This is a genomic window from Vibrio sp. TRT 2004, assembly GCF_050113735.1.
Classification (GTDB): domain Bacteria; phylum Pseudomonadota; class Gammaproteobacteria; order Enterobacterales; family Vibrionaceae; genus Vibrio.
Genome location: NZ_JBNJOH010000024.1, coordinates 49,876 through 61,673, shown reverse-complemented (window position 1 = coordinate 61,673; position 11,798 = coordinate 49,876). Strand labels below are relative to the sequence as shown.

At 46.2% G+C, this 11,798-nt stretch carries 10 protein-coding genes and 1 pseudogene; 1 reads left to right on the top strand and 10 read right to left on the bottom strand.

Annotated features, from left to right (window positions below; all coding sequences use genetic code 11):
- Positions 1-431: 431 nt before the first annotated feature.
- The 9 genes and pseudogenes from ACQEXR_RS11430 to ACQEXR_RS11390 all read right to left on the bottom strand — a co-directional run.
- Positions 432-611: pseudogene (locus tag ACQEXR_RS11430) on the bottom strand (PAAR domain-containing protein); the annotation flags it as partial.
- Between the two features lie 247 nt (positions 612-858).
- Complete coding sequence (gene rnd, locus ACQEXR_RS11425; RefSeq protein WP_331427187.1) at positions 859-1,974, bottom strand: ribonuclease D; 1,116 nt, start codon at positions 1,972-1,974, stop codon at positions 859-861.
- 100 nt (positions 1,975-2,074) lie between these two features.
- Positions 2,075-3,769, bottom strand: coding sequence for a long-chain-fatty-acid--CoA ligase FadD (gene fadD / locus ACQEXR_RS11420; RefSeq protein WP_138970736.1), 1,695 nt, complete (start codon positions 3,767-3,769; stop codon positions 2,075-2,077).
- 112 nt (positions 3,770-3,881) lie between these two features.
- Complete coding sequence (locus tag ACQEXR_RS11415; protein ID WP_427020372.1) at positions 3,882-4,736, bottom strand: alpha/beta fold hydrolase; 855 nt, start codon at positions 4,734-4,736, stop codon at positions 3,882-3,884.
- Positions 4,736-5,290: a Slp family lipoprotein gene (locus ACQEXR_RS11410; protein ID WP_331417535.1), complete on the bottom strand. Its 555-nt coding sequence runs from the start codon at positions 5,288-5,290 to the stop codon at positions 4,736-4,738. Before ACQEXR_RS11410 ends, ACQEXR_RS11415 begins: the two co-directional genes overlap by 1 nt.
- A gap of 22 nt (positions 5,291-5,312) precedes the next feature.
- Positions 5,313-5,615 carry a chromosome partitioning protein ParA gene (locus ACQEXR_RS11405; RefSeq protein ID WP_138970738.1) on the bottom strand — a complete coding sequence of 101 codons (303 nt, stop codon included), beginning with the start codon at positions 5,613-5,615 and terminating at the stop codon, positions 5,313-5,315.
- 35 nt (positions 5,616-5,650) lie between these two features.
- Complete coding sequence (gene tsaB, locus ACQEXR_RS11400) at positions 5,651-6,352, bottom strand: tRNA (adenosine(37)-N6)-threonylcarbamoyltransferase complex dimerization subunit type 1 TsaB (protein ID WP_138970739.1); 702 nt, start codon at positions 6,350-6,352, stop codon at positions 5,651-5,653.
- A 20-nt stretch (positions 6,353-6,372) separates the two neighbouring features.
- Entirely contained in the window at positions 6,373-8,295 is a 1,923-nt protein-coding gene (locus tag ACQEXR_RS11395; RefSeq protein ID WP_427020371.1) for an ATP-dependent DNA helicase, read from the bottom strand.
- Between the two features lie 92 nt (positions 8,296-8,387).
- On the bottom strand, positions 8,388-8,591 hold the full coding sequence (locus ACQEXR_RS11390; RefSeq protein WP_138970741.1) for a hypothetical protein: 204 nt from the start codon (positions 8,589-8,591) through the stop codon (positions 8,388-8,390).
- A gap of 194 nt (positions 8,592-8,785) precedes the next feature.
- Between ACQEXR_RS11390 and purU the strand changes: the two genes are divergently transcribed.
- Positions 8,786-9,619: a formyltetrahydrofolate deformylase gene (gene purU, locus ACQEXR_RS11385; RefSeq protein WP_269376043.1), complete on the top strand. Its 834-nt coding sequence runs from the start codon at positions 8,786-8,788 to the stop codon at positions 9,617-9,619.
- Between the two features lie 57 nt (positions 9,620-9,676).
- On the opposite strand, the gene ACQEXR_RS11380 is transcribed toward purU, so the two are convergent.
- Positions 9,677-11,689, bottom strand: coding sequence for an FAD-dependent oxidoreductase (locus tag ACQEXR_RS11380; protein ID WP_427020370.1), 2,013 nt, complete (start codon positions 11,687-11,689; stop codon positions 9,677-9,679).
- Between the last annotated feature and the right edge of the window lie 109 nt (positions 11,690-11,798).

Below are 11,798 nucleotides of genomic sequence, written 5' to 3'. Positions count from 1 at the left end.
AGCCAAAGGTTATGCAGGATCTTGTGTGCATCCTCCAAATCGGTGATAAGAACATGTTGCATGTTCTTCGCCATTTCTTCTTCAAGAGAACACTCTAAAGCGAGAGAATCACTCAATATTTTGTCGACGGTTTGAGTTTGGCTATAAAGCAATGGATCCGAGCGATAAAGGTCGTTCATTGGTGATAAATGACTGGTCGAGTTGGACGTTGTAGATAGTGAAGCAGCAGAGCGACCGCCAAAAGAGACACCTTGCCCAAAGCTCAAGCTCGACCCGATATTGATATTGACACCCTGCCCTATATTAATTGAGCCAGACATTTGAGCACCAAGGCTAACGGCGTCACCACTAGCAAGCACAAAGCAATTGCCACATCCGGTATCAACCGGATCGTCTTTCATCGCTATCAGCTTGCCACCAATCTTAATATTTCGTAGGTAGCCCTGCATGATTGGACCTACTCCGCGACAGTTTTCATCCCCACAAGTGCAGGTAGCTTGGTCTCCCAAGAGACTCACATCCAAGTTGTTAATTTTTACGCCAGCACTGCCTGTTAAGACTTTTCCGCCTGTACTGGTTGGGGTTCCAACGGTGACGGCATTATTAAACATGATGCTTACCAACTTGAAGAAACGTTCGACGTACTCGCAAGCATAAGCAATTGATTTGTTATCAACAAACTCAACGGACAAACCCTAGGCAAAAGGTCACATAATCGACAATTGAGGAAAATTCGCCTATTTACCCATTTAGTTTTTGACGGGAGCAATAAATGGGCAAAAGTTAACTAGAACCCAAAAGGAACAGTTAACCCTATTAATGTTGTTTTCTGTTCCATCGAGCCCCATTAAAGCGTGTTTAAAGAAGCTTATTCAGTTTTTCGCCAAACAGTTCCAAACGCCAACCTTGCATCACATCAGGAAGCGAAGCAGGGTCACGGTCTTTTTTCCACACCCAACTAATAAGCTGATTTAATTGCTTTTTCGATGCTAAGAATTCCGTGGCTAATCCACTCGCCTGAGAGGCGCGTTTAACCTCATCTTTAAGCACTTTAAACTTCTGCTTATAGCCAGGCATATCCATTAGACGCTCAATTTTTTGCGGATACTCCTCTTGCGGAGTCATCAGCGCTGATTTGACGATGGAAATGATGCGTGCACTGTGACGCTGAACAGAACGCAAGTCCATCCCCTCCTGCTCCATTCGTTTGCGGCTCTCAATACCCAAACGAGCGACGTTCAGAAGGTCATTTTCTTTGAAGATAAAGTTCAGCGCTAAGTCCCGCTTCAACGCCTCTTTTAGTCGCCATGTCGCTAGAGGTTTCAAAACGGCTAATTCGCTAGGCTTTAATTGCCACGCTCCTTTAACATCAAGGTAGGCGCGCTCGGGTTGAATTGTTTTAATTCGTTTCGAGGCAAGCAAATCACTTTCTTGCTGAGCGGCCTGCCACCAGCCCGCCTGAGTAATTTTCTCAAATAGCTGTTCATAAAGGGGAAGCAAGTAATATACATCGGCCGCGGCATACTCTAGCTGTTTCTCGGTCAATGGTCGCGCCAACCAGTCTGTACGTGACTCACTTTTGTCCAACTCAACGTTTAGGTAATCCGCTACCAGTGCAGCAAAACCTGTCGATAAGCCATGGCCGAGGAAGGCTGCCATTAGCTGCGTATCGACCATAGGGTAAGGTAAACAGTCAAAGCTATTGTGAAATACTTCCAAATCTTCACCACAAGCATGCAGGACTTTCAGCACTGACGTATCTTGCAGTAACTGGACAAACGCCGTCATGTCATCGATGACCGTGGGGTCAATGAGCGACAGGTTTTCTCCATCAAAAAGTTGAATCAAACCTAGCTGTGGATAATAGGTGCGAGTGCGCACAAATTCGGTATCCAACATCACAACGTCCGCTTCCCTAGCGCTGTTACACACTGTTTCTAGCTGTGATGACTGAGTAATAATCTGATATTTCACTAACTTCTCACTATGAGCGATTTCCATCGACATAAAAAATGCCGACTATGTATAGTCGGCATTCTATCACCAAACATTGCGGCTTGCTGAGTTAACTCACTTAGCCTTGTTGCGATTCTGCTAGCTTGGCATCGTTTTCTTCACGAAGTACACGGCGTAGAATCTTACCTACGTTGGTTTTCGGCAGATCGTCCTTAAACTCAACAAGCTTAGGAATCTTGTAACCCGTTAGGTGCTGACGACAGTGAGCGATGATCTCATCTTTAGTCAAACTAGGATCACGTTTAACAACATAGATTTTAACCAGTTCACCAGACACTTCATGTGGCTGACCAATCGCAGCAACCTCAAGTACCTTACCGTGCAAAGCCACGACATCTTCAATTTCGTTTGGATACACGTTAAAGCCAGATACCAAAATCATATCTTTCTTACGGTCGACAATGTGGATTAGCCCTTCATCATCAAACTTAACGATGTCACCGGTCGATAACCACCCTTCGGCATTGATCACCTCTTTGGTGGCTTCAGGGCGTTGCCAGTAGCCTTGCATGACCTGTGGACCACGAACCTGAAGTTCACCAACTTCAGTATTCGCGAGAGGATTACCTTCATCATCAACGATACGAACTTCAGTTGATGGTACCGGTAAACCAATCGCCCCTGTGTAATCAGTCAGGTCATATGGGTTACCCGTTACTAGTGGTGAACATTCTGTCAGACCATAGCCTTCAAGTAGATGAATACCTGTGGTTTTCTTCCATTGGTCTGCGACTGCGCGTTGAACCGCCATGCCACCACCAACTGCCAACTTAAGATTACTGAAGTTGAGTTCATGGAAGTCTTCGTTGTTAACCAATGCATTGAACAGGGTATTAACACCGGTAATCGCAGTAAATGGATATTTTTGTAGCTCTTTAACGAAACCAGGAATATCGCGTGGGTTGGTAATCAATAGGTTCTGACCACCCATTTCGATAAACAGCAGACAGTTCACCGTCAAGGCAAATACGTGGTAGAGCGGTAATGCGGTTACGACTAACTCACGGCCTTCTGACAAAACCGGACCATACGCACCTTTCGCCTGTAGTACGTTGGCAATCATGTTACGGTGAGTAAGAATCGCTCCTTTAGCGACTCCTGTTGTACCACCGGTGTACTGTAAGAAGGCAATATCGTCACCCGACATAAATGGCTTCACGTATTGAAGGCGACGACCTTTGTGTAACGCCTGGCGCATGGAAATTGCGCCCGGTAGGTCATATTTAGGAACCATGCCTTTGACATACTTAACCACGAAGTCGACCAATGTGCCTTTTGCACGCGGTAGCATTTGACCGAGACTGGTCAGAACAACGTGTTTCACTGATGTGTTGTCAACGATTTGCTCAAGGGTGTTGGCAAAGTTAGAAACAATCACAATCGCTTTCGCACCAGAGTCGTTCAGTTGGTGCTCAAGTTCACGAGGTGTGTAAAGAGGGTTGACATTGACAGCGATCATACCTGCGCGTAAAACGCCAAACAGCGCCACCGGATATTGCAGGAGGTTAGGCATCATCAAAGCGACACGGTCACCTTTTTTCAACTTCAGCTCATTCTGCAAGTAAGCCGCAAATGCACGGCTACGCTCTTCCAGCTTGCGAAAAGTCATTACCGAGCCCATGTTCATAAATGCAGGCTGGTCAGCGTACTTTTGTACTGACTGTTCAAACATCTCCACCAAGGATGGATATTGATCTGGGTTGATGTGCTCTGGCACATCACTTGGATAACGTGATAACCAAGGTTTATCCACGGTAAAACTCCTCAAAATTAGCTGGCTGTCTACTATGTGAAACGCTCTATTTGCAATGTCGTCTATTACAGCACAGGCGGGCTGCTTGAGCACGAAAGACTCAAACACTTGTTTAAATTTTGTTAACTAAACCAAAAATTAGGCTAGCTACTCTAAAAGGGGATTGCAGATGACAGTGGTGACCACCTTCGATCATCTCTACATGAGTGGAATCGGGAGTATCATTCTGAAAAGACTGCAAATAAGAGAAACCTTGCTCACCAAGAATAACCTGTTGAGGTAGGGTGAGCTGCTGGCGATATACTGCCGCTTGTTCCAGCGACATTCGATACAGTGATTGGCTCTGTAGCTTAACGTCATGTCGCCACTGCCAACCATTTTCTATCTCGATTAGGCCGCGCTTCACGACGGGAGCAATCAACTCTGCGTCAAGTTCGTTCACTTTTGCTCGACGCTCTATCGCTTCTTGGACTGACTGCATGGCACGCATCGGTTTTCTACGGATTCTTTGCCGACTCAATATACCTTCTCGTAGCCGAGAAACGGCATTTTGTGATGATTCAGCCAAAGGTCCGTACCCTTCTATCTGAACTAATCCATCGATTTGCTCAGCAAAGGCGGCACTATAGCAACTTGCAATCAAAGCACCAAGCGAATGACCCACTAGTACCAGTCTGTTTGGCGATAAGTTAGCCAAAAACTGGTAAACGTCCTCTATATAGTCGTGAAATGGGTAGAAATTGCCGCCATTTTTATGGCTAGAAAGGCCATGGCCAGGTAAATCGATTGCGCAAAGGTGAAACTGAGGACTGATTGCGTGTAACTCTCTCATCACGCTTTCGAAACTGGCCGCGTTGTCCAACCAACCATGTAAAAAAACGACGGATAATTCAGCCGTTTCTTTGCAGCCGTATTCGATGGCTGCAATATGGCCATCGGCAATATTCCATCTACGTTCAAGGCGCATTATTTGACTTCTTGAATGACTTTGCCTTGCTTAGGCCCATAACGAGATTCGCGACAATACAGCCCATGACATGGAAATAGGTAACTGTCGAAGTCATGAATGATGACACGTTCTTCAATCCTCCATAGGTGATAACCTTTGACCTTCATTACGGGAAAGTCATAGCTATACTCACCTACCTTTGCTTGTTCTCTAGGTTGAGAGTCACCAAGTAGTGAGATCAGTCGCCCTGTTGATAGGGTCACTGGATCAGCAAATCCCTCAATGTAAGCAACAAAACGGCCTTGAGGCTCTTGGGTAATATCCGGTTTGCCCGATGCACTAATTGGCAGGTTGACGACTTCTACACGAGTGGTGTCTTTAAGGTTGGTCACGCTGGCGACCAAACCACCGAGACGCACTTCATCGCCGCTATTATGCGTAGACTGCCAAACCGTGTAATCGGTGATTAGCTGTGGATTATCGGATTTCAAGGTTTCTGGCAACGCACTACAGGCCGACAGCAATGCTGCACCGACCAAGATGAACAGTGGTTGTAATAGACGAAGAGACATAGCGTTAGACAAGCCCATAACGTTAGATGTAAATATCGACACCAAGCAATCGCGATAGTTCATCACGCTTTGCTTGCGTCATAACGTTCATATACTCCTCCATTGCCTTACGTCCTCGTCCTTGCGGAAGGTCGTACTGAACTTGTGCTTTATGGAGTTCAGATTCGCTGACATGGCGGATAGAATGTGCCACCGCATTCGCCACCTTACTCGGTTGACTAACGGGTGTTTTATCACTTGATTTTTTGACCTCATTCTTCTTATTGGCCTTATTTGCCCTATTGGGGCCAGGGACCGAAGGAGGTAAACCGTTAATTGATACCATACTATCCGCTTATGCCGTTTATCTGATGAACGTCGTTATTCTCTACCCGGTAGTTTCTTCCAAGCAACCGTATCGCGAAGGTAGACTGGGCTCGCCTCTTCGACATCCACTGCGTTACCTTTAGCCAGTTCAAATTTTGCTAGTTGAACAATATCTTCTGCATCAGGGAACAATACATCACTCTTCTGCGTGTTGAACTGTAGACCATTGAGTTGTTCTGGGTAAGCATCCCAACCTGTCCCTGCCGTAAACCATACCTGTTCATCGGCTTGACTATTATCGGCGACCCGCTGAGGTGGCGTGACACACTCACTATCGACCGTTAGCCAAGTGCCATCTTCTTGACGAGTGAAACGTCCCCAATAAACCTCATTCATACGCGCATCAATCGCAGTCGCGACATGGCTTTGAGCGTGTTTACGGTAGACTCCCTGAGCCATAGCTTCTAGTGTCGACACACCGATCATAGGTAAATCCGCGCCGAACGCTAAACCTTGTGCAATACCAATGCCAATTCGCACACCAGTAAAGCTACCCGGGCCACGCCCATAGGCAAGTGCATCCAGTTCCGCTAAGGTTAACCCCGCTTCTTTCAGTACTTCATCTACCATAGGCAGTATTTTCTTGGTGTGATCACGTGGTGCAACTTCACTGCGCACGTACACTTTATCGTCTACTAAAAGAGCAACTGAGCAGTTCTCAGTCGCCGTATCTAGAGCAAGGATCTTTACACTCATTGATATCTCTGATTGTTTGTTTAATTTTGACATGACTTATGTTTAAGAAAGTCCTGTACCACCGCTAGGTCACGTGTGCGGGGTATCGGAGGTAAACTGGCAAGGAAGACCCCACCGTAGTCTCGGGTTACTAAGCGATTATCACAAATAATCAGAGCTCCCCTATCCTTCTTGTCGCGAATTAGGCGCCCAACACCCTGTTTGAGGGTGATTACTGCATCCGGTATTTGAACCTGAGCAAAGGGGTCTCCCCCTTTTAGCTGGCAATCTTCAATGCGAGCCTTCAATAGTGGGTCATCTGGTGCGGTAAAAGGCAATTTGTCGATAATAACACAGCTAAGCGCATCACCTCTAACATCAATCCCCTCCCAAAATGCCCCCGTCGCTACCAGCAGCGCATTCCCCAGCTCCATAAATTCCGCGAGTGTTTTTTGTTTACTGGTTTCACCTTGCATCAATACAGGTATCGTCAGGTGCTGGCGAAAACGCTCACACAGCTCTTTCATCATGCTATGCGATGTACAGAGAAAGAAACAGCGCCCTTGGTTTTGCTCGATAACAGGGCTTAGCATCGTGACTAACTTGTCGGCCATTCCCGGACTATTCGGTTCTGGCAGATAACGGGGAACACACAACCTCGCCTGACTTTGATAGTCAAACGGACTTGGTAAAGACATTTGAACTTGGGGTTTCAATCCTAGCCGAGCGGTAAAGTGTCCAAAATCGTTGTTCACCGCCAAGGTCGCTGAAGTAAATATCCATGCTCCCTGCTTGAGCTCAATCTGTTCATGGAACTTGTCGGCTACGGTTAATGGGGTGATATGCAGACTAAAATGTCGTGGACTCGTCTCATACCAATAAGAGTAACCCGTAATAGAGACATCACAAACCCTCACCAATCTTGCTTTGATGGTATTGGCGCGTTCAAACGCACTATCCAATAACTGACTGCGCCCCAAAGCAAGCTTGAGTACTTCGATAACAAAATCCAATGTCTCTTCAAGTCGGCGCAACTCTCGGCCAATCGAAGGGGAATTAATGGCTTCGCGCCAATTACCACGAAACCCTGGCTCACCAAGGACTATGCGCAAATCCATCACCGTCTGATAGAGCTTCTCACCCGCTTTCTGTAGCTGGCGCATATCGCGCGCTTCAGTTCGATAGGCGATTTCAATGTCTTTGCATAACTCATGAACTTGTCGGCTGGATAGAGATTGGCCAAAGTATTGGCTGGCAATGTCCGGTAGCTGATGAGCCTCATCGAAAATAAAAACGTCAGCTTCCGGAATCAATTCCCCAAAGCCAGTTTCTTTGATCGCAAGATCAGCTAAAAACAGGTGATGGTTGACGACCACTATGTCTGCATCCATCGCCTTTTTACGTGCTTTAAGCACAAAGCATTCCTGATAGCTCGGGCACTCTTTACCAAGGCAGTTGTCGTTAGTAGAAGTGATGGTCGGTATCACAGGGCTGTCTTCTGCTATAGCATCGCAATCCCCCAAATCTCCGGTTTTCGTTTCGGATGACCAGCTACGCACTTTAACTAACTGACTGAGTAGCGTCGGATCTGCGGTCTGATTGTGGCTTTCCACCATCTGTCGGCTAAGGCGATCTAAACAAAGATAGTTCGCGCGTCCCTTAAGTAAGGCTACTTGACCATAAAATCCGAGCGCATTAGTCATCAAAGGCAGATCACGGTGGAACAACTGCTCTTGGAGGTTTTTAGACCCTGTACTGATGATGGTTTTTTTACCGCTAATAAGTGCAGGAACCAAGTAAGCAAAAGTTTTACCGGTACCCGTGCCTGCTTCGACCACAACCTGACCTTGCGACTTGATTGCATTGGCAACGACTTCAGCCATGTCGAGTTGTGCTTGGCGCGGTTGAAAACCGGGAATGGCTTTTCCTAATGCGCCTTCAGAAGAGAAGGTTTTTGAAATCATTAAATGCGGAGCGTTAATCTTAAGGGGAGGTAATTATGGCAGTTTTAAGGCCAAGGCGCGAACAGGATTTCGCGCCCTAGGCAATTTATAGATTAACGTTTATTGAGGTAGCGAGTTAACCAAGCAGGGCCAGTGAAACCTTCTTGCTGGCAATCGGACAATGCTTTTGCAGCTTCCGCTGGGGAGGCACGGTTTTCCCACATTTCGTCGAGTAATTCTTCGTCTACTTCCTTTCCACCTGTGAGGGCGCTCACTCTTTCTGAGTACAATTTTCGGGCTAATAACTCTCTATCCATAACTACCACCTAAAAACGCGATAAGAGAAAAAATACCAACATCTAAATTGAGCAAACGGTTAACTCAGATTAATTGTTGAAACCATTTCGATATTAGTTTAATTGTAGCTTCAATAATGCGGGTGAGCTCACCGTTCGCAATCCCGTAAAAAATTCATTATTCAAAAAAAATAATTCACGGAAGTTTTAACTAAATGGAAAAGAAAACACTACTGACACATTGTACAGATGCCCCTGGTCTTATTTCGAAGATCACCAATATCTGTTACAAACACCAACTCAATATCATTCACAACAACGAATTTGTCGACAACACCAGCGGCCACTTTTTTATGCGTACCGAGCTGGAAGGTTACTTCAATGACCAGACATTTCTCGCTGACCTCGACCAAGCGTTGCCGCAAGGCGCTAAGCGCAAGCTCATCGGCTCAAATCGTAAGCGTGTCGTTATCCTTGTCACCAAAGAAGCGCACTGTCTTGGTGATATTCTCATGAAAAACTACGATGGCAGCCTAGATGTTGAGATTGCTGCTGTCGTTGGTAACTATGACACGTTACAAAGTTTAACTGAGAAGTTTGGCATTCCTTACCATCACGTATCGCATGAAGGGCTAAATCGTGAAGAGCACGAGCAAAAGCTACTCACAGTGATCGACCAATACCAAGCAGATTACTTAGTGTTGGCGAAATACATGCGCGTGTTAACGCCATCATTTGTTGAGAAGTACCACCATAAGATCATCAATATCCACCACAGTTTCCTTCCTGCCTTTATCGGTGCGAAGCCATACCAGCAAGCGTATGAACGTGGCGTTAAGATCATTGGTGCTACGGCGCACTTTGTGACGAATGATCTGGATGAAGGCCCTATCATCAAACAAGACGTGATACCTGTAGACCACAATTTCAGTGCTCAAGACATGGCGCAAGCAGGCCGCGATGTGGAGAAAAATGTCCTAAGTAAAGCACTCAATAAAGTGTTAAACGATCACGTATTTGTCTACGGCAACAAAACCGTCATTTTGTAATTCAAGCGATAACAAATAAGGCCTCCAACTGGAGGCCTTATCTATTCATTCTCTGACTTATAATTTAACCGCCAGCTCTACACCCTGCTTAATCGCTCTTACTGCGTCAAGCTCACCCGCATAGTCTGCGCCGCCGATAACATGCAGCTTGTCACCAAACTGTTCCCATTGAGTTTCAAAAGGACGTACCGATTCTTGCCCTGCACAGATGATCACAGTATCTGCATCAAGTAACTGTTTTTTGTCATCAACGCTAATGTGAAGGCCTTGTTCATCGATTTTCTCATAGTTCACTCCACCGAGCAGATTTACACCACGCTTTTCTAAAGTGCGCTTGTGAATCCAGCCAGTCGTTTTACCCGGACCTTTACCTACACGACCCTTACGACGCTGTAATACCCATACGGTTTTATCACTCAACGATTCAGGATACGGGTAAAGGCCCCCCGGATGAGAAATTTCCTTGTCGATCCCCCATTCATGCAGCCAATCGTCAAGATTGTGCCCATTGGGTTCAGTCAGCATAGTCGCAACATCGACACCAATGCCTCCGGCACCAACAATCGCTACCTTATTGCCAACAAAGCTCTTCTCTTTGATCAATGTCTGATAGTCGATCACTTTTTCTGGCGTATCAATGCCTTCAATATTGACTTTGCGTGGTTCAACACCCGACGCCATCACGACTTCATCATACTCAGCGAGCAGATCATAGTTAGCTTCTGTATCAAGATGAAGCTTCACTCCAGTTTGATCTATCCTGTTAGCGAAATAACGAATCGTTTCTCTAAATTCTTCTTTACCCGGGATCTGCATCGCCAGACGGAACTGTCCACCAATTCGGTCATTACGCTCAAACAGATCAACACTGTGGCCTCTTTCCGCTAGTGTCGTAGCACAGGCTAGACCCGCGGGCCCTGCGCCAACCACGGCGATGTTCTTTTTCACCTCAGCCGGTTTGACCACCAGCTCTGTTTCGCGGCAAGCAAGAGGGTTGACTAAGCACCCTGCGCGTTTACCTTTGAACACGTTGTCGAGGCACGCTTGGTTGCAACCAATACAAGTATTAATAAATTGCGACTGATTCTGTTCTGCCTTAATGACAAAATGAGGGTCCGCTAGGAACGGTCTTGCCATCGAGACCATATCGGCATGACCATTGGCGAGAATCGATTCCGCTTCTTCAGGGGTATTAATACGGTTACAGGTAACAATCGGCACATTAACATGTGGACGAACTTTCTCAGTGACCCAAGTAAATGCCCCACGTGGTACCTGAGTCGCGATAGTAGGAATTCTTGCTTCATGCCAACCAATACCAGTATTGATAATGGTCACACCCGCTTTTTCAAGCTCCTGCGCTAACTCAACCACTTCATCAAAGGTACTGCCCTCCTCCACTAAGTCGAGCATAGAAAGACGGAAGATGATAATAAATTCTTGCCCTGCGGCTTTACGAATCGCTTTGACGACTTCCAATGGGAAACGGATACGATTCTGATAGCTACCGCCCCATTCATCGTAGCGAGTGTTGGTTCGTTTACAGATAAACTGGTTTAGGAGATAGCCTTCTGAACCCATCACTTCAACACCATCATAGCCAGCTTCAACCGCTAAAGCAGCACTCTTAGCAAACGCTTCGATGGTATTGTTGATTTGACGCGTGCTCATTTCACTCGGTGCAAAACGTGCGATTGGCGCTTTAATTGAGGAAGCACTTTGAGCAAAGGGATGCATCGCATAACGACCGGCATGCAATAGCTGTAATGCGATTTTGCCACCATGCTTGTGAACCGCTTCAGTCACGACCTTATGCGCTTTAGCATGTTTGGCTTTACTAAACTCAGCACTAAATGGATGCAGTCGACCACGTAAGTTTGGCGAAAAGCCTCCGGTAACGATTAGGCCTACTCCACCCTTCGCTCTCTCTTCGTAGAACGCAGCAAGCTTGCCGAGACCTTCTTTTTGTTCTTCGAGCCCCGTGTGCATTGAGCCCATCAACACTCGGTTTCTCAATTGGGTAAATCCGAGGTCTAGTGGTTTTAGTAGGTTTGGATACATGGAAGACATCACTTTACTCTATTTTTATTGTGGTCTGACCAGAATACGAAGTCATTAAATAAAAATCAAACACCCGTTTACATTTTTGTAACACCGATCAATCTTACGGTTGTTTGGG